18 protein-coding genes are annotated in these 17,888 nt (G+C 69.5%); 3 read left to right on the plus strand and 15 right to left on the minus strand.

From position 1 onward, the window contains the following. Window positions 1–1,271, plus strand: a 1,271-nt coding sequence (locus tag ABZ656_RS33805; protein WP_360273006.1) for an SbcC/MukB-like Walker B domain-containing protein, incomplete at its 5' end; no start/stop codon positions are given. 20 nt (window positions 1,272–1,291) lie between these two features. Here the strand turns inward: ABZ656_RS33805 and ABZ656_RS33810 are convergent. The 4 genes from ABZ656_RS33810 to ABZ656_RS33825 all read right to left on the minus strand — a co-directional run bounded on the left by ABZ656_RS33810 (window position 1,292) and on the right by ABZ656_RS33825 (window position 3,682). Then, the gene (locus ABZ656_RS33810) at window positions 1,292–1,777 is read right to left on the minus strand and encodes an Lrp/AsnC family transcriptional regulator (RefSeq protein WP_360273009.1); all 486 of its coding nucleotides are present in this window, start codon (window positions 1,775–1,777) and stop codon (window positions 1,292–1,294) included. A gap of 335 nt (window positions 1,778–2,112) precedes the next feature. After that, window positions 2,113–2,853 (minus strand): hypothetical protein, encoded by a 741-nt coding sequence (locus ABZ656_RS33815; protein ID WP_360273012.1) that lies wholly within the window; start codon window positions 2,851–2,853, stop codon window positions 2,113–2,115. Further along, on the minus strand, window positions 2,850–3,197 hold the full coding sequence (locus tag ABZ656_RS33820; protein WP_360273015.1) for a DUF6415 family natural product biosynthesis protein: 348 nt from the start codon (window positions 3,195–3,197) through the stop codon (window positions 2,850–2,852). Before ABZ656_RS33820 ends, ABZ656_RS33815 begins: the two co-directional genes overlap by 4 nt. A gap of 5 nt (window positions 3,198–3,202) precedes the next feature. Continuing rightward, window positions 3,203–3,682: a hypothetical protein gene (locus ABZ656_RS33825; protein WP_360273018.1), complete on the minus strand. Its 480-nt coding sequence runs from the start codon at window positions 3,680–3,682 to the stop codon at window positions 3,203–3,205. 128 nt (window positions 3,683–3,810) lie between these two features. Between ABZ656_RS33825 and ABZ656_RS33830 the strand changes: the two genes are divergently transcribed. Beyond that, window positions 3,811–5,268, plus strand: a complete 1,458-nt coding sequence (locus ABZ656_RS33830; RefSeq protein ID WP_360273020.1) for a helix-turn-helix domain-containing protein — start codon at window positions 3,811–3,813, stop codon at window positions 5,266–5,268. Window positions 5,269–5,283: 15 nt separating this feature from the next. Further along, on the plus strand, window positions 5,284–5,772 hold the full coding sequence (locus ABZ656_RS33835; RefSeq protein ID WP_360273023.1) for a hypothetical protein: 489 nt from the start codon (window positions 5,284–5,286) through the stop codon (window positions 5,770–5,772). 60 nt (window positions 5,773–5,832) lie between these two features. Here the strand turns inward: ABZ656_RS33835 and ABZ656_RS33840 are convergent, their stop codons facing one another. From ABZ656_RS33840 to ABZ656_RS33890, 11 genes are all read right to left on the minus strand, one after another. Further along, a complete protein-coding gene (locus ABZ656_RS33840) occupies window positions 5,833–6,522 on the minus strand; it encodes a collagen-like protein (RefSeq protein ID WP_360273026.1) in 690 nt (229 codons plus the stop codon). Then, window positions 6,519–6,851, minus strand: coding sequence for a hypothetical protein (locus ABZ656_RS33845; protein ID WP_360273029.1), 333 nt, complete (start codon window positions 6,849–6,851; stop codon window positions 6,519–6,521). The genes ABZ656_RS33840 and ABZ656_RS33845 overlap by 4 nt, the downstream gene beginning before the upstream one ends. Before the next feature lie 54 nt (window positions 6,852–6,905). Further along, window positions 6,906–7,196 carry a hypothetical protein gene (locus ABZ656_RS33850; RefSeq protein ID WP_360273032.1) on the minus strand — a complete coding sequence of 97 codons (291 nt, stop codon included), beginning with the start codon at window positions 7,194–7,196 and terminating at the stop codon, window positions 6,906–6,908. Window positions 7,197–7,277: 81 nt separating this feature from the next. After that, window positions 7,278–8,084 (minus strand): CHAP domain-containing protein, encoded by an 807-nt coding sequence (locus tag ABZ656_RS33855; protein WP_360273035.1) that lies wholly within the window; start codon window positions 8,082–8,084, stop codon window positions 7,278–7,280. Then, the gene (locus ABZ656_RS33860) at window positions 8,081–8,332 is read right to left on the minus strand and encodes a hypothetical protein (protein ID WP_360273038.1); all 252 of its coding nucleotides are present in this window, start codon (window positions 8,330–8,332) and stop codon (window positions 8,081–8,083) included. Before ABZ656_RS33860 ends, ABZ656_RS33855 begins: the two co-directional genes overlap by 4 nt. 78 nt (window positions 8,333–8,410) lie before the next feature. Next, window positions 8,411–10,207: a glycosyl hydrolase family 28-related protein gene (locus ABZ656_RS33865; protein ID WP_360273041.1), complete on the minus strand. Its 1,797-nt coding sequence runs from the start codon at window positions 10,205–10,207 to the stop codon at window positions 8,411–8,413. A 2-nt stretch (window positions 10,208–10,209) separates the two neighbouring features. Next, a complete protein-coding gene (locus ABZ656_RS33870) occupies window positions 10,210–11,148 on the minus strand; it encodes a hypothetical protein (RefSeq protein WP_360273044.1) in 939 nt (312 codons plus the stop codon). Window positions 11,149–11,164: 16 nt separating this feature from the next. After that, a complete protein-coding gene (locus ABZ656_RS33875) occupies window positions 11,165–12,325 on the minus strand; it encodes a siphovirus ReqiPepy6 Gp37-like family protein (RefSeq protein ID WP_360273047.1) in 1,161 nt (386 codons plus the stop codon). A gap of 21 nt (window positions 12,326–12,346) precedes the next feature. Continuing rightward, the gene (locus ABZ656_RS33880; RefSeq protein WP_360273050.1) at window positions 12,347–13,339 is read right to left on the minus strand and encodes a phage tail protein; all 993 of its coding nucleotides are present in this window, start codon (window positions 13,337–13,339) and stop codon (window positions 12,347–12,349) included. Beyond that, window positions 13,340–17,671, minus strand: a complete 4,332-nt coding sequence (locus ABZ656_RS33885; RefSeq protein ID WP_360273053.1) for a phage tail tape measure protein — start codon at window positions 17,669–17,671, stop codon at window positions 13,340–13,342. A gap of 2 nt (window positions 17,672–17,673) precedes the next feature. Continuing rightward, window positions 17,674–17,832 (minus strand): hypothetical protein, encoded by a 159-nt coding sequence (locus tag ABZ656_RS33890; protein ID WP_360273056.1) that lies wholly within the window; start codon window positions 17,830–17,832, stop codon window positions 17,674–17,676. Between the last annotated feature and the right edge of the window lie 56 nt (window positions 17,833–17,888).

Consider the following 17,888-nt stretch of genomic DNA (forward strand, 5'->3'; position numbering starts at 1 on the left):
CGCCATGGCCGACCGGGTGGAGGTACGGGTGGTGGACCGTGGTCCCGGTGTCCCCGACGAGGCCAAGGACCGCATCTTCGGGGCTGCACGCCGCGCGGGAACGGCTCGCGCAGGCCGGACTCGAACACGAGCGGCGGGTCGCGGCCCAGCAGCAGGCCGCACTGCGCGCCGCCGCCCGGGTCTCGCACCGCGACCGGAACGACCGCGACAGGGCCTTGCTGGAGGAGGAGTTGGCGCAGGCCCGGGGCGCCGCCGACAGCGTCGCCGCGCGCGCCGCGCAGCTGGAGCGGCAGGCCGCCCTGCTCACGGAGGCCGCGGAGGCCGTGCGCGCGGCCGAGGACACCGCGCAGCGTCTCAAGGACGCCGACGCGCGCCTGTCCGACGCGGCCTTCCGCGCCGGGTTCGACACCCCCCAGGCCGCGGCCGCCGCGCTCCTCGACGACGCGGCCCACCGGGACCTCCAACGACGCCTCGACGCCTGGCAGTTGGAGGACAGTGCGGTGCGTGCCGTGCTCGCCGAGGCCGACACGGCCGCCGCCGCCGAGCGGCCGGCCGCCGACCTGGCCGTCGCCGAACGGGCCGCCGAGTCCGCCGCCCGGCGGCTGCGGGAGACCGCTTCCGCCCAGGACGAGGCCGCCCGACGCTGCACGGAACTGGACCGGCTGTCCACGCGCGCGGGCACATCCGTGCGCCGGCTCGCGCCACTGCGTGAGGAGTTCGACCGGGTGGCACGCCTGGCCGGGCTGGCCGCGGGCACCTCGGCGGAGAACGAGCGCAAGATGCGCCTGGAGTCGTACGTCCTCGCCGCCCGCCTGGAACAGGTGGCCGCCGCCGCGACGGTACGACTTCGGCGCATGTCCTCCGGGCGCTACACCCTCGTCCACTCCGACGACCGCGCGGGCCGTGGCCGCAGCGGGCTCGGACTGCACGTCGTGGACGCCTGGACCGGCCGGGAGCGTGACACGGCGACGCTCTCCGGGGGCGAGACGTTCTTCGCCTCCCTCGCGCTGGCCCTCGGTCTCGCGGACGTCGTCACGGACGAGGCCGGCGGGGTGCGGCTGGACACGCTCTTCATCGACGAGGGCTTCGGCAGCCTCGACGACCAGACCCTGGACGAGGTCCTCGACGTGCTCGACTCCCTGCGGGAGCGCGACCGCAGCGTGGGTATCGTCAGCCATGTCGCCGACCTGCGGCGCCGTGTTCACGCCCAGTTGGAGGTCGTGAAGGGCAGAACGGGATCGGTCGTACGGCAGCGGGGCGTCCAGGACTGAGCCGAAGGATCCGCGCGGGATCAGTGACCCAGGGGGCGCCGGGGGAGCGGTGAGGAGTACACGACACTCGTGGTCACCGAACCCAGGGTGCCGATCCGGCCGGAGATCTTCTCCAGGTGGTTCATCGAGCGCGCCGCGACCTTGATGACGAAGCAGTCGTCGCCCGTGACGTGGTGCGCCTCCAGGATCTCGGGCGTCGCCTCGACAAGGTCGTGGAACGGCTTGTAGTTGCCGGACGGATACTCAGAAGTACTCCGCCACTCACCGCGAGGGAGGCCGTAGCGCAGCCGGACGAACGCGAGGATCGGCAGACCGAGCCGCTCGTGCGAGACGACTGCGGTGTACCCCTCGATCACCCCTGCCTCTTCCAGGCGGCGCACGCGCTCTGTGACGGCGCTTGCGGACATGTTGACCGTCCTGGCGAGTTCGGCGTATCCGATGCGTCCATTGTCCTGCAGCGCGTCGAGTATCCGGCGGTCGGTCTCGTCAGTGGGGTATTCGGTCATGGGCGATGTCTAGCAGTGCATTCCTCGGCCGATCAAGACGCAGACCGGGGAATCGGCGGTGCATAAACCGGCGCCCCGACCCCGGTCTTTGCGGAGACGAGGGGGTCGGGGCGCGGTCGTCACCTCTCCAGTGTGGGGCACAGGATCGGTGACGGCGTACCGCTCCTGTGCATTTGTGCACCGGTGAGCGGAGTCATCATCCCCCGGCGACACGTGGATATGTGCGGGGGGCATATTTCATCACTGAACAGTTACATTCCGTCCGGCCGGTTGAACAGTGAGTGAGGGGTGCCTAGCGGGACGAGGGGGGCGTACAACCGCCGGGCACCCCTCGGTCATGGGTGAGCCGCCGCGAGTTCCTCGTCGAGACTCACGATCGTGCAGTCGCTCAATGAGCGAACGAGCTGTGACGCGACCGTCCAGCCGATCAGTGGTGACGTGAGCGCCACGACGTCCGCGGCCGCGACGAGGGGACCGAGCCGGCCGAGGGTGTACCGGCGCCCGTAGACCGCGCATACGGCCGACTTGCCGACGCGTACGGCAACACTGCCGGCCCACATGTGGGGGCACTCCTCGCGCGCCTTGCGCAAGCACCCGAGGCAGGCGGGCGGGTGAGTGGTCAGCAAGTCCTCGGGCCACCCCTGCCAGTCCTCGCGGTTGTTCTCCAGCATCCACAGCACGCCGCGGTCGTCCTGGTCGGCGGGCTCGCCGCACACCTGACACAGCAACTCGGCCATGGCGCGGCGCTGCCGCCCGGAATGCACGGCGCCGTACAGCGGGTCGCCCACTTTGCGTGACTCGCGGCGGCGCAGCCACAGCACGCCGCGTTCGTCGCGGTCCGAGGCGATCTCGCCCGAGTAGCCGATGCCGTCGAGGAACGGGCGGCAGATGACCGCCGGGTCGTCGGCGGCGATCTCGCTCGACCATGACGCGATGAACGGCACGATCGAGGGGCGCCTGCGGCAGCGGTTGTGCGTGTAGGACGTCGGCAGCATGCCGCCCGTCGGCCCGCTGCGGCCGTGCCTCTTGTACGCCTCGCCGTCCTCGATCGGCTGCTCACAGATCGTGCAGATCACGGTCGAACTCCCCCTACGTCCTGCAGCACCTGCCGCAGTTCACGGATGCGGCGGGCGAGCTCGGCGACGTGCAGGGCGCATGCGGTCGGGCCGTAGCCGAGTTGGTACGACTGCGCGTGGTCGGCGTTGCCGAGGGCGTTGTCGCACGCGTACCACTCGCGGGACCGGTGCTTGACCGCTGTGGATCCGGCGAGGCGCTGCACCAGCGGGGCGAGCCGGTCGATCTCTTCGCGCAGCGCCTTGTCGATCTCGACGAACCGCTCGTGCGGCACTGTGCAGCGTCCGGCATTGATCGCCTCGCCGATCAGGCTGTCGACGCTGTCGGCCCCCGTTTCCTGCCCCATGACGGTCACCCCGCGGCGCCCATGTGGAGTGCCGCGAGCGCTGCGGCGTACGCCTCGTGCAGCATGTCGGCGTCGGTGAGCGGCCCGCAGTCCTTCGGCGAGACGATCCACGTGTGCGCCTTGAGGGTGTGAGGGGCGACGATCGCGGGGGGTGGGAGCAGCACGGTCGTGCCCTCGGTCAGTACCTCGGTGTCGGGCAGGTCCCATGCGGCTGCCGAGCCGACCGGCACGAGGACGTCGACGCCGTCGGGGGCATGCTGTGCGGGCCCGACTGTCACGCCGTTCTTGTGCATCTCCGTGATGGCCTTCCAGCCGAGGGCGCGCGGCATACGGACGACGTCCCAGCCTTTACCGACGGGCAGTTCGACGAGCTCGCCGCCGTCCCACGCGGCGAGTGCTGCGGTCGCGCTCGCGCCGGATTCACTGATCCAGTCGCGAGCAATGACGTCCGCAGTCGTCTCTTGTGCTTGATCGTCTCTGGTCACCCTTCGAGGGTGTCGCTTACGGCTCAACTGCGGGATCACCGGCGGGTGTTACCGAGGCGGTAATACACTCGTTCTCAGTCGCGGAATGACGCCCACCTGTGCTTATCCTGCTCCGGAAGTTGACCGCCATGAACGCCACAAGCCCCGGACTGCTGCCCGCCGGAATCCTCGACCGGGAAGACGTGCGCAGGTCCCTCGCGGAACACGACTTTGCCGCTGTCTTCAGGCTGCTCAAAAAGCACGGCGGTATCTCGCAGAACAGGATCGCAGCGGCGTGCATGCTGACGCCGGGCAAGGTCTCGAACGTCATCAACGGCGAAACGCAGATCACGAGCTTTGAGGTGGTCTGCAGGATCGCGGACGGTTTGCGGATCCCCGGCGCGCTGCTCGGTCTCGCGGCCCGCCCATGGGAAGACGCTGGCGACGAGGCGGTCGAGTCTGTCGTCGACGAGCTGCCCGACGACGAGTCGGGCGACGTGCCATGGCGCCCCGAGATCACGGTGAGCATGGCGGCGCGCATGACCAGGAGTGACCTAGTGATGGACCGTCGCGCGGCGTCGAAAGCGATCGCCGCCGCAGCAGTGGGCGGCGCGGCACTGCTCGAACCGCTCGAAGGCTGGCTGCTCGACGAGCCCGCCGAGGCGGTGCCGGTCGCGTTGCCGAATGGCAGGCTCGGCGGGCGCGAGTGTGCCGAACTCGAGTTGACCGCCCGGAAGTTCCGCGAGTGGGATCACAAGTACGGGGGCGGGCTGCGCCGGAAAGCTGTGATCGGGCAGCTCGCCGAGGTATCCGACGCACTCAAAGATCATCAGTCGGGGATCGTCGAGCAGCGCCTGTTCCGGGTCATGGCGCAGCTCGCCGGAATGGCGGCCACGATGTCGTGGGACTCGGGCATGCAGCTCAAGGCACAGAACTACTACAAGGCGGCGCTACGAGCCGCGCACGCCGGCGGCGACATCGAGTTCGGCACGAACGTCTTGGCGGGTATGGCGCGCCAGATGCTCTATCGCGGCCGCCCCAAGGATGCGGCCGATCTCGTGAGGCTTGCGCAGGACGGTTCCAGGGGCAAGATCGGACCGCGGGTGCGGGCGATGCTCTACACCCGCGAGGCATGGGCGTATGCCGCCATGGGGCGCGTGACCGCGTTCCGGCGGGCGACCATGCAGGCGACCGAGGTACTGCACGAGGCGGGCGGCGACGACGCCCCGTACTGGATTGCCTACTTCGACGAGGCGGAACTCGCGGGCGTGACCGGCGGCCGGCTGCTCGATCTCGCGCGACAGGAACCTGCCAAGCATGCCGAGGCGGCCGCCCACGAGATCCGCGTCGCGTTGGAACACCGCGGCGCCGAGGCGGGCCGCAGTCACGCGCTCGACCACATCGGCCTTGCCGAAACTCTGTTCCTCATGGGCGACGTGACCGGCGGGATTGAGCAGACGCACACCGCGGTCGACGCAGCCGAGCAAACGCAGTCGAGGCGGGTACGCGATCTGCTCGCAGAGCTGTATCCGTACACCGTGAGAAAGGATGCGAACCGCGGCCTGCGTGAGGCGCGGGATAGGATTCGCGGCCTGTTGACGACCTGATGAGAGGGGCACTGAGTGACGAGGTACGCCGTTACCGGGCACATGGACTTGACCGACGACAGCGTCGCTCTTGTGCGCGAGGCACTTCGCGAGGTGTTCGCGGCGCATACCGAGGGCGAGCTCGTCGGGGTGTCGTGCATCGCGGCCGGCGCCGACTCGATCTTTGCCGAGGAACTACTCGCTGCCGGCGGCCGGTTGGTCGTGGTGCTGCCGTCGCAGGACTATCGGCAGGCGAAGGTGAAGCCCCAGCACGCCGCCGTGTTCGATCACCTCGTCGAGTCGGCAGTCGAGGTCGTCGTCATGCCGCATGAGAACGCCAACCGGCAGGCATACGAGGCGGCGAACGGCGAGCTACTGCGCCGCGGCGACCGGCTCGTCGCGGTGTGGGACGGCACCCCGCCCTCGGGCAAAGGCGGCGGCACGGCCGACACAGTCGAGCAAGCGCGGGCCGAGGGTCTCGCCGTCGACGTCGTGTGGCCCAAGGGGGCGGCCCGCCGCAGCTGACATTGCAGGAACGACAGAACGCCCCCCGCCGGCCGCGTACGGCCAGACAGGGGGCGTTGTTCATGCGATGCGCCGACGCTCGGCCGGCAGCCCGAGCAAGGTTGGCGACGAGCTCGGCGTCGGCGACGGGTCACTCGGTTGGGGGGCGCCGTCGCGCCTGCAGACGAGCGCGTCGGGATCGTAGTTCGGCGCCTGCAGGCTGTAGCCCGAGGGGCACGTCTGCCCGTCGTGCCCGTCGGCGCCGTCCTTGCCGTCCGTGCCGTTCGTGCCGTCCTGCCCTGCAGGACCAGGGGGACCGGCGGCGCCCGTCGGACCGGCCGGACCCGGCGGGCCGGTCACCGTGGCACCGGGCTCGCCTTGCGCGCCGGACGGTCCGGGCGACCCTGTCGCGGTCGGTCCCGGACTGCCCGGCTCGCCCTGCGGCCCGCGCGGTCCGGCCGGCCCTGGGATCGGTACCGGCACCCGCGCCCGGTCCGGCAGATTGTCGACCGCCCTCGACGGGTCGGGCGCGGCGGGCGTCTTGCCCTCGGCTTTGATCTGCTCGCGCAGCACGCGCACGTCGCTCGCGAGCGTCGTGACGGCGTCGCCGCGCAGGTTCGCCTCGGCGATCGCTGCCCGGCGGGCCGACGCTTCGGCATCGACGCGCAGCCACACGAGTACGACGGCGCCCGCGAGTACGAGCAGCACGGCGGCGACCGCGAGGGAACGCCACCGCTGCGCGAAGATCGGTTGAGCATGACGGCGGTTCACGTGGGTTGCCCTCCGAGCTCGACGATCCGTTCGCGTAGCTGTGTGTTCTCGACCGTGAGTGCCGTGATCTGCCCCTGCAGCAGCGCCTTATCGGCCCGCTCGCTTGCGAGTTCGGCGTACGCCGCGGCGAGCCGCACCTCGTTCTCGGCGAGCTGCGCCCGCACCTTGTCGCGCTCTTCCTGCAGGTTGTCGACGAGCGTCGAGTACCCGCCGAGGACGGCGCCGGACTGCGACGCGCGGTTCGCGCCCCGCTGTCCGACGACTGCGGCCGCGGCCGCTGCGAGCCCGACGACGATGGTTCCGACGGCGCCGAGCGTCGCAGCGTCCACGCGCTTGCCTCCGGTTGTGCAGTGGGGGGTGTAACCGCGGCCGGGCGGCCGACGTCACCCGTTGCCGGACTCGCCGAGGTACCGCGCGCCGTCGACCGGCTCGAGCTCGGGAACCTTCGGGTACGACGGCGGCCGCGCCCACCCGAGCAACACGCCCGCGGCGCTCTGCAGCGCAGTACCGCGCGCCCGCTCGCCGACGACCTCGAGCAGCCTGAACACGAGGTAGTACGCGACGCCGAGCGCGACGGTCACGACGCCCGTGACAGTCGCCGAGTTGATCTCGATACCGGCGCGCACGGCGAGGGTGAGCAGCCACCCCGCAACGAACGGCACGGCTGTGCGCATGAACGAAACGAACAGGGCAGGCATAGCCGGCCCCCTTCCTGTGTGGTGAGAGACCGGCGGGGGCCGGTCGGAGAGTGAGGATCAGGCGACGACGTCGAACCCGTACTTCTTCGCGAGCCGGCCGAGGGACGTCGAACCGGGGATGCCGTCGGCGTCGCCGCCCGTGAACCCGAGGCGCTCCTGATACAGGGTGTACGCGCTGCGCGTGGCCGATCCGGCGTGCCCGTCGGCGTACTTCTTCGCGAGCAGCCTCTCGCCGACGAGGGCGTTCTCGACGACCTCGACGGGCGCGTACGAGACCGGCGTGCCCTTCTTCGGCGGGTCGGCCTTGAACGCCTTCACGAGCCGCGAGAGAGACACCTGCGGCCGCTTCGAGGTCGACGAGCTGCCGCTCGCCGGCGGCGTCTTCGGCGGCGTCTTGTACTTGGGGCGGCCGAACCCGGCGATGTCCTCGACGACCCTCACGCGCCTCGCGCAGACGTTGAGGCTGTTGCCCTCGATCGTGTACACGTACTTGAAGTCGACCGAGACGCCCGTAACGATGCCGACGTGATCGATCTTGCCGATCTCGCTCGACCCGTCCCAGTCGAAAAAGATGATGTCGCCGCGCCGGATCCCGCTCGCCTTGATCCCGTTGGTCATCGCATGCCACTGACCGGCCGCCTTGAACCGCGCGGCGTGCGCCACGGTGTACGCGAAGTCGACCCCGAAGCACACCGCGTCGTACTCGCCCGCCTCAACCGCGGCGCGGGTGATCGTGGCATCGCACCACGCGAAGTTACCCACGTACGCCGCGCCGTTGCGCTGCCGGTACCACGACTGAATCTCGTTCGGCTCGCCGGTGCCTATCCAGCGTTCGACCGCCGTCACCATGCCTTCGAGGCTCATGCGGACTCGCCCCCCTCGGCGGTGTCCGCGGCCGGGGCGGCGCCCTCGTCGGCCGGCTCGTCGGCGGTCGCCTCGTCGACGACCGCGAGTCCGGTGTGGAACCCGGCCATGTCCGCCGGTCCGTACTGCTCGGCGAGCAGCTCGGCCTCGTCGCCGACCGTGGGCCCGTTGACCGTCCGCACGAGGTGCGCCGCTTGCTCTTCCTGGTCGCCGAGCCGTTCGGGGATCGGCCGTGCTGTGTCACTCATGGGTGAGCCCCTTTCGTGGGCATGAAAAACGCCCCTGCCGGTCGGCGAGGGGCGAGCGTGAGGTGCGTCGGCGTGCGGTTACGCGGGCTCGAACAGGACGTACAGCACGGATGATGTTTCCGGGCTGCTCGACGTGACCGTGAATCCGACGCCGGGGTTCTTCGTGACGGACAGGTGACCGGGCGTACCGCCGAGCGTCTGCCGGATCGGGACGACGCGCGTGTTCGCGGTGATCGAGGTGTTGGCCACGGTGACCGTGCCCGCGGCGAGCGTGGCGACGCCCATGCGCGCGTTGGCACCTTCCTTGATCGCGACGCCGCCGCCCGCCGAGCCGAGGTTCAGCGCCTTTGCGGTGCCGTCCCAGATGTTCCACTGCCCGCCGGACTGGCCGGACGCCGCGGCGAGGTACCCGCCGACGTTCAAGTTCCCGCCGACGTCGGTCGGGCCGGCGAACGCGTTGACCGGGGCGTTCGTGGGGCCGGTGCGCTCGGCGATGTTCAGCCCGCGCCGCAGTACCGTGTTCCCGCCGCCGTCCGACCAACCTGCAGTGTTGGCGTGCAGGAACCCGCTCGCGACGGACACGTACGCCGAGTTCGCGACGCGCACGCCGTACTGCGGCGAGTTAGCTTGTGTGCCGTTGTCGTCGACGCCGGGATAGCAGGTGACCAGACCAACGATGACGGGCACGCCTGCGGTGTCGACCTTGAGTCCGGCGTAACCGCCGCCGCCCGCGCCGCCGTTGCGGCCGTCGCGGCGGGTGTGCAGGTTGTCGATCTGAATCGGCGCGTTGCCGACGGCGTCGACGAGTACGCCGCTGAACCCGTTCCGGTCCGTGCTGCAGTCGCCGAGCAGCATGCCGCCCGAGCCGGTTCCGGTCGCCCAATCGCCGGTCAGGTGATAGCCGTTGTTGCCGTTCCACTCGGCGCGGCAGCCGATCGCCTGCGAGTTGGCGGCGTTGATGATGTTGAAACCGTTCGCGAAGTTGCCGATCGCCTGCACGTCGATCAGCGTGAGGTCGGTCATGATCTGCACCGACAGCCCGTGCCCGTGGTTGTTGTCGAGCATCACGCGGTGCAGCCGCCACGAGTACGGGTTGATCCCCTCGTTCTCGCCGCAGTAGATGCCGTTCCCGGTGCACTGCCGCACGGTGAAGTCACGCAGCCCGACGTTCTGAATGTTCCCCTTGGCCTGCAGACCGTCGGCGGCGACGACGAGGTCCTGCCCGTCGATCATCACGTTCAAGATCCGGTGCTCGGCGCTGATCGTTGAGTAACCGCCCGTCGCGGCGTCAACCAGCATGATGACCGCGGCGCCCGCGAACGAGGCCAACGGCCGGATGTAGCACGGCGGGTCGGTCAATCCCGGCACGGTCATGAGGTTCGTGTGCGTCCCCTGCAGGGTGACCGCCGGCGGGATCGTCAGTGGCGCACTCGTGCGGTACGCGCCCGCGGGCAGGTACACGATGCCGCCCATCGGCGCCGCGGCGAGCGCCGCCTGAATCGCGGCGGTGTCGTCGGTGACGTTGTCGCCCTTCGCGCCGAAGTCGCGGACGTTCAACCAGTCGCGTACCGATCCGGCTGCCGCCCCGCTGCTGCCGGCGTTGTGCGCCTCGATCCACGCGCGCGTACTGCCGCCCGCATCTGCCCACATGCCGCTGATGCCGTCGGGGCCGAAGAAACGCGGCAGGAACCCGTACTCGTCGGCGGTCACGGAAGTGATCGCCGTGCTGCCGGCGTCGAGCAGATCGGCGTACTGAGTGCCGCCCGCCGACGCGTCATAGAAGGTGACTGTCACCCCAGGGGCGATGCCCCACAAACCGTCGGACGGTTTGACGACGTAGTCGGCGATTCCGGCGCCGAACTCGTGACGGGCCATGGTCAGTCCACCACCCAACTGATACCGGATGCGGGAAGCACGTAATCACCCTTGCTGATGGTCGGATACTGCGTCACCCAGACTTGTCCTGGCTTGTCGCTGTTGGCCGAGTAAACGGTGATCCTCGCGATCTGTACTCCGGTCACGTAGCAAATGCCGTACTGATCGCGGGTGGGGTGTCGGTAGGCGGCCGGGATGAGGACGGGCAGCCGCGCCCCGCCGTCGGGGACAGTGCCGCCGGTGCGCTGGAACGAGCCCAGGCGCAGGTGTACGTTCCCGTTCCGTTTCTGCAGCACGCTTTCAGTGCTGATCGCCCACGCCGACAGCGGCGAGTTGACGGCGACCGTGCCCGAGTCGTCGAATAGCCCGACCCATGAGTCGCCGGTCCACACCCTGACGCGTCCGGTGTTCGTCTCGAAACACATCTCGCCCGGCACCGGGTTAGGGTTCCGGCTCGTCGAGGTGCACGGCCGGATGCGGACGCCGACATACAGCTCGCCGCGGGCGACAGTGACCGTCGACGCCCCGGATACCAGGGTCACGGTAGCGAGCGGGATCTCGTACACGCCCGTGTCGCCCGTGTCCTGAGTGAGCGCCGGGGCGCCGCCGCCGGGGGCGCCCGGCTTGACGACGGCGCGCACGGTCCACGCGGACCGGTCGAGGCGCAGCACCACCCGATCGACCCTCGTCGAGCCGCTGCTGTTAGCGGTGACCGGCAGGTTCACCGTAGACGTGCCGGACGTCCACGCGTGCCCGCGTACCGACGCGTAGACGCCGGATCGGACGTCGACGGACAGACCGATACCGGCGACCACGACGGCGGTGTCGCCGGGCTCGCCGTACACGCCGTCACCGGAGAACCGGGCGGCGATCTTCTCGTACTCGGTGTCAGTGACCGCGCGGGCGTTGTGAGCCGGTGACGGCCACGAGTCTTGAGCCACGAGTGCACCTCCTTCGCTATCGGGTTTCGAGCCGGCCGAGCCTGCGGCCGAGCGTGCGTATGGCCTTGACCATGGCGGGGTCGGTGCTCGCCTCTGGTGACCCGATCAGGGTCGTCACGTACTCGCCCGAATCCGGGGTTGTCTGCAGGTGGATCGAGCGCACGAGGTCGACGACCTCGACGCCGTACGGCAGCGCCACGGTGACTTTGTCGCCGAGATCGAAGTCGCGGCCGGCCTTGAGATCGGGGGTGTCCACGGTGACTGTGGCGAGTTCGACCGGGGCAGCGCCGCCGGCGATCTCCCCGTTCCCGGCCTGCGTCAGCTCGCCGTCGGTGTCGGTCTGCGCCGAGCCGTCGACGTACCGCTCGACCCGCCACCACGAGGCGGCCGCCGCGGCGTCGGCGACCTGCACGTACGTGCGGCCCGTCGTGCCGATGTCCGGCTCGGTGCCGGCGATCAGCGCGTGCGTGACGGTCGGCGCGCTCAACTTCGATTGGATCGAGCGCAGGTTGCCCAGACCGATACTGAACCGCGCGGTCGCGGTCAGATCGCGCGGCTGATAGCAGCCGAACAGGATCTGCCCGGCCGCCTGTTGGGTCCGGAACCCGATCGCTCCGCCGTCCAGTGCGATGCGCCTGCAGACGTCGAGCAGCGGCTCGAACCGCGTGCTCAAGGTCGTCGGGGTGCCGACGCCCGCGACGGAGTCGAGCGCGAAGTGCGGGATGCGACGCTCGGCTCGCGCGCCCGGCCCGCAGTTCTCATTGACCAGGGCCCGAATGATCGTCTCGGCGTTCGTGCTGGCGAGCTGCCGGTACGTGTTCGCGAGCTGCGCCGTCCACGCGTTCGCCGGGGTAGGCCACGTGATGTATCCGGCCACGGTGGCGAGGTCGTCAGAGAAACTGATCGCGACCGTGCCGTATCCCGGCTCGTCGGTGACCGACCATGAGAATTCCGTCGGAATCTCCATGGGTCCGGCCACCCACACCGCGCCGTCGCGGATGACGACGAGCCGGTTACCGGGCTGCAGTTGGGCCATGACGTCCGGGCGTGCGGGCACGTCGACGCTGCCCGAGCCGGGCTCGTTGAACCTTTTGGTGACGTCGAGGTTCGTCCATCCGTCGATCGGGTCGCCCTGCACGGCGAGGTTCTTGTCGGTGATGAGCAGCTGCACGGCCACTAGACCGCCGCTCCCTTCCGATCAGGCGGTCTCGTACCGCGGGTTGAACGTGAGATCGACCGCGCTGCCGGGGCCGGACCCGTTCAACTGGAATGTCACTGCGTTGTCGCCGGGGGCGAGCCCCCACAGAACCGCGGTCGGCCAGTCGAGCGCGCCGACCCAGTTCGAGCCGTCCTGATAGCGCACTGTGGGCGGGTTGGTGGAGATCGTGACTTTCTGCCCGGCGAGCAGGTTGCCGTGCCCGACCGCCGTCGGGTCGAGGGTGAACGACTCGCTCGTGACGACCGGGGCACCATCGACGATCTTCGTCCGGGTCACCGTGAACGTGATCAGGCTCGCGGGACCGGTGACCGTCCACTTAGGCCACACGATCACGTCGCCGGGGTTCTTGACCGTGGTCGCGCCGAGCACCTGCGACGACGAGACCGTCGGGTACGGCTGGAAGAAACTCGACAGGCTGCCAGTCTCGCGGTGCACGGACACCGCGACCGGGTCGATCCAGTACGGGTCCTCGCACCACAGCGTGATCGCCGCGGCGTCCGAGACGATCCCGGACCCCTTCGCGCCGCGACCCTCGAACCCCTCTTGGTAATAGACAGCGATCCGCCTGCGGGTGCCGTCCGGCCGGGCGATCTCCAGCCAGCCGGGCCCGTCGCGCAGTGTGCGCGTGAACGCCGTTGCGAGCGCCCGCCAACGGCCGACGAACTCGACGTGCGTGTCGCCGTACACGTACAGCGGCCACACGATCGCCCGCGCCTGCGGTTGTGCGTACCGCAGCCGCGCCCCGCCGCGCGGGTGCGCGTCCGTGGTGAACCCGTACGGCGCGGCACCGAGCCCGGAGACGCCGTCGGCGAGCGTGAACCATCCCGCCGCCTCGTCGGTGAGCGACCAAACCGTGCCGGTCGGGTCGGTGTAGGTGGCTGTCGCGAACCCGATCTCGGGGATCGGGACCGGTGTGCCGCCACCGCCGCCGGGGTCGGGCGGGGTGATGACCGGCGCAGTAATGAGCGGCATTTAACGCGGCCTCCCCACCCGAGCGAGCGCATCCTGTCGCCGCTGCAGCAGCTCAAGATCGTGCACGGTCATGTCGAGCGTGCGCGGATAGATGTTGTACGTGTGGCCGGACTGCGCCGCCGTCTGCCCGGCAGCTCGTACCGCCTCGGCGGTCGGCACGACGGGCGGGATCGCCGCCCGGCCGAGCCGCTTCGCGCCCGCTCGTACCTCGCTGAGCGACTTGTCGGTGCCGACGACGACGCCGGCGCCGACCATGCGGCCGACGTACTCGGTTTCCTTGGCCGGCGAGTGGATCTTGAGCCGGCGCTCGATCGAGTCGACCAGGACGCCGCCGAGCTTCGTCATCTGCTGCTGCAGTGCTTTCTCTTGCGACTGCAGACCGACGAGGAACCCTTTACCGGCGTTGATGCCGCTGTCGTACATCGCGTCGGCCATGGTGTTGCCGTACGACGTGCTGAGCTTGGCACCCGACGCCGCAAGGCTGTTGATCTTCTTCACGTCGCCTGCGGACGCCCCGGCGATGAGCCCGGCGAGACCGCTGTCGGGTCCGGCCGCGACCATCTGCTGAATGACGGACTGCGCGACCCCCTTCTTCTGTGCCGTCGTGATCAGCGATTGGAAGTTCGACAGCGTCGACTGCCGGGTCTGCATGCCCGAGATCAGGTCGCCGACCGTGGCGATCTTCCCGCCGTTGATGTTCGTGAGCTTGAGGTAATCCTGCGCCGTCCCCTTCTGGTCGGCCGCAGCCTGCCGCGCGGTCGCGATCTTCGAGGCGACCGCGTCACGCTGACCCGCGAGCGCCTGCAGCCGGGCCGACGTCGCGATCGTCTGAGTCGCAAGCGCCCGGCCAGTCCTGCCGGTCTGCCGCAGGTCGTCGGCGAGGCTCTTCGCCGCCGATGCGATCGTGCTCGCCGAGCCGGTCAGGCTCTTCGTGAACGAGCCGAGATCGCCGGGCACTTCCTTGCGCGCCTTCGCGGCCGCGCCGCTCGTACCCTTCGCGAACCCGCGCATCCCGAGCCCGGCCATCATGCCGAGCGACGTGCGGTGATCGAACACGGTCGAGTTGCCCGACCCGAACCTGACGAGCTCGGGCCCCTGCTCGCCGACCCATGCGAGCTCGCCCGCCCGCGGCCGGCCGCCCGAGGCATACCCGCCGGGCCGGTTGTACGCCGCGGCGAGCGAGCCGTACCTCGACAGGGCGTACCGCATCGAGGCGTAGATGTTGGCGAGCGGGTCGTAAATGCCGCGCGAGCGCAGCGGACCGGCGTACGCGTTGAACGTCGCGCCGATCGTCTGCATGAGCCCGCGGCTCGGGTCGCCGTTCTTCGCGTTGATGTCGGTCAGGTTGATCGCGCGCGGATTGCCGCCCGACTCCTGATTCATCCTGCGCAGCACGGTCGGCAGCAGACTCGCCGGCTGCCCAACCATCTTGAGCGCCTGCAGCACGACCGACGACCAGCGCTTGACCCCGGACCCGCCGACGTCGCCGCCCCCGCCGAACGCACTCGTCGCTGCCTTGACGACCTTGTCTTTCAGGCTCGACAGCATCTTGAGCGGCACTTTGCCGATCATCTGCGCGAACGGGTTCTGCCCGATCGCCCCGATCTTGTCGCGGACGAACCCGGTCGCCTTGTCCCACAGCTTTCCGGGGTGGGCGAGGAAGTCGACGCCGTCCATCACGGCCGAGCCGATCGCCTTCGCCTTCCCGCCGATCCAGCCGGCGACGTCGCCGACGATCCCGCCGCCGGCGAACTTCTGTACCGGCAGCTCGCCGGTTTGGTTCATGTAGTTGAGCGCGCCGAACCCGATCTTCCGGGCGCTGCTGCGCTTGACGACGAACTCGTCGGCCATCATCAGCGCGGGGATCGAGTCCTTGCCCGGCGTGCCGCCACGCGTGCGGCCGCCCTCGGCGAGCAGCTTCGGCGCGGCGGGCAGCTTGTCGAGCCCGACGAACCCGGCGATCTTGTCCCACACCGCTTTGATGCCGTGCGTGTACACCATGTCAATCACGAAGTTGATCGGCTTTTTCGTGATCGACTCGATCTTGCCGAACGCCGTACCGATCGCATTCTTCGCGGTGTCGAACGCGTCGCCGACCAGCCTGACGCCGGATTTCGCAGCGTCGAACGCCGGTTTCAGCCCCTTGGACCACAGCAGCGAGGCGCCCGAACCGATCGCGTTGAACGCGGGCTGCAGCGCATTGCGGTACAGCCACGTCCCGGCGTCGCCGACGGTGCGCAGTCCGGTTTTGACGTACCCGAAGATCACTTGTATGCCGGTCCAGAACCATCCGACGACCGTGACGATCCCTTTGAATGCAGGCTGCAGCGCGGTGCGGTACAGCCACATCCCGGCCGAACCGACCGCGGACACCCCAGCCTTGAAGTACCCGAAGATCACTTGCGTGCCGGTCCAGAACCAGCCGATGACCGTGAGGATCCCTCGGAATGCGGGTGCGAGCGCGTTGTTCCACAGCCACAGTGCGCCCGCGGCGATCCCGTTGAACGCCGGCTGCAGCGCGTTCGCCCACAGCCACGTACCGACCGCGGCGAGAATCTTGAACTCCAGCACGAGCGGCAAGAGCAGAACCGTGAACACGATCGCGAACAGGATCTTCGCGCCGGTCGCGATCGCCGAAAACGTCGGCTGCAGCACGCTCGACCACAGCCACGAGGCGGCCGAGCCGATCGCCCGCAGCCCGGTCATGAAATAGCCGAACCCGACCTGCAGGGCGCCCCACAGGTAATCCCAACCGACCTTGATTCCGGCCCAAGTTGCCTGCACGATCCCGCGGAACGTGGCGCTCTTGTTGTACGCGACGACCAGCGCCGCGCCGAGCGCGAGAATCCCGACGATGATCAGACCGATCGGGTTCGCTTCCATCACGGCGTTGAGCACGCCCTGCACGACCGCATAGCCACGCGTCACGGCAGCTGTCGCGATGATCACGCCGCGGTACACGCTGAACGCCGCGGTCATGCCCACTGTGGCGATCGTCGAGGCGCCCGCCACGATCGCGACGCCGCCGACCGCGATGCCGAACGGGATGAGCCACGCGCCGTAGTCCTTGACCCACTGCACGCCGCCTGCGAACGCGTCGCCGGTCCCCTTCACAGCGGGCACGAGGTAGTCGAGCAGCACGCCGCCGACGGTCTGTACGGGCGGCAGTACGTAGTCATTGAGGTACCCGCCGAAGTCGCGCAGCGCGGGCAGCGCGTACTTGCTCGCGACGTTGGCGAGCCCCTGCAGCGCCTGCCGCTTGAACACCTCGATGTCGTTCGAGGCGGTGTCGTGCAGTTGCTTGCCCATGCGGCCCGCGGCGCCGCCGACCTTACCGAGCCCCTTCGCTGCGGTCGTCGGGTCGAGGGCGAAAAGCGCCTGCCCAAGATCCTCGGCTTGGGTGCCGAAGAGCGCGGTCGCGGCCTGCGCCTGCTTGACCGGGTCTTTGATCCCGCGCAGCCGGTCGAGGGTGAGCGCGAGAACACCGTTCGCCGCCTTGCCACCCTTGGCGAACTTGCCCGCCATGTCGTCCGCGTTGAGCCCGAGCGCCTTGAACCCGGTCGCGGTCGTCTTCGAGCCGTCAATCGCCCTGATGCTGAACTCTTTGATCGAGTCCGCGACGAGGTCGCCGTCGCGGGCGCCCGCCTGCAGACCCTGATTGATCAGACCGATCGCGGTCGACCCGGACAGACCAGCCTTGCGCCATTGCGTTGAGTACTCATTGACCGTGTCGATCAGGTCGCCCGCCTTGTCGGCGCCCGACTGGAAACCGGCAGTCAGCAGATCGAACCCGGCTTTACCGTCCTTGACGAGCCCGGTCCTGATGAGCTGCCCGACAGCCTTCGTCGAGTCGGCGACGTCGGCGCCGAATACGTCGGCGAGGTTGAGCGCCGATTTAGTCAGCCCGGCGAGCTGCTTTTGCGGGGCGCTGAGCGCGGCGACGCCGTTCTGCTGCAGCGCCTTGAGCGAGTCGTCGACCTGGTCGATCGACTCGCCGTACCCCTTGGCATAGATCGAGCCCGCGACCTTACCGGCGCGCGCCGTGTCCTTTTCGCTGAGCCCGAGCGACGCCCCGAGTTTCGCCGTCGCCTTGTCCTGGTCGACCGCCTCGGCGAACCCGGCCGCGAACAGTGCGCCGCCCGCGACGGCGACGCCGGCGACGCCCGCCTTCAACTTGCCGCCGAGCCCGCCGAGGAACCCCTCGCCGGCGTCCTGCCCGGCCGAGGTGCCGACCCGCGCAGACTCGCCGCTGATCTGCTGATTGAGCAGCCGGCCGAACCCCCGTGCCTCGGGCACGACGGACACGTACCCGACGCCGACCTCGACCGGCATACTCATTCCCCCTTCGTCTGCGTGAGAATGTGCGCGTACGCCGCCTTCGCGCGCGCCTTGTCCTGCTCGGCCTTTGCCTCGTCGGGCACCGGATCGCCCGGCCGCCACGCCGGCTCGGGGTAGGCCATGGGCGGTTTCTTCGGGTCGCGGTTGGCGTTCACGAACGCGGTGAACAGCAGCGCGAGCAGATCGCGCGTGTCGGCGGCCGCGTAATCGA

It is taken from the genome of Streptomyces sp. NPDC007095, from assembly GCF_040634475.1.
Lineage (GTDB): Bacteria > Actinomycetota > Actinomycetes > Streptomycetales > Streptomycetaceae > Streptomyces.

What these genes read in the sequence shown, in the direction of transcription:
- ABZ656_RS33865 (WP_360273041.1), bottom strand. Translation starts at nt 10,207, where the DNA reads ATGGCCCGTCACGAGTTCGGCGCCGGAATCGCCGACTACGTCGTCAAA.
- ABZ656_RS33830 (WP_360273020.1), top strand. Translation starts at nt 3,811, where the DNA reads ATGAACGCCACAAGCCCCGGACTGCTGCCCGCCGGAATCCTCGACCGG.
- ABZ656_RS33820 (WP_360273015.1), bottom strand. Translation starts at nt 3,197, where the DNA reads ATGGGGCAGGAAACGGGGGCCGACAGCGTCGACAGCCTGATCGGCGAG.
- ABZ656_RS33855 (WP_360273035.1), bottom strand. Translation starts at nt 8,084, where the DNA reads ATGAGCCTCGAAGGCATGGTGACGGCGGTCGAACGCTGGATAGGCACC.
- ABZ656_RS33810 (WP_360273009.1), bottom strand. Translation starts at nt 1,777, where the DNA reads ATGACCGAATACCCCACTGACGAGACCGACCGCCGGATACTCGACGCG.
- ABZ656_RS33860 (WP_360273038.1), bottom strand. Translation starts at nt 8,332, where the DNA reads ATGAGTGACACAGCACGGCCGATCCCCGAACGGCTCGGCGACCAGGAA.
- ABZ656_RS33850 (WP_360273032.1), bottom strand. Translation starts at nt 7,196, where the DNA reads ATGCGCACAGCCGTGCCGTTCGTTGCGGGGTGGCTGCTCACCCTCGCC.
- ABZ656_RS33880 (WP_360273050.1), bottom strand. Translation starts at nt 13,339, where the DNA reads ATGCCGCTCATTACTGCGCCGGTCATCACCCCGCCCGACCCCGGCGGC.
- ABZ656_RS33885 (WP_360273053.1), bottom strand. Translation starts at nt 17,671, where the DNA reads ATGCCGGTCGAGGTCGGCGTCGGGTACGTGTCCGTCGTGCCCGAGGCA.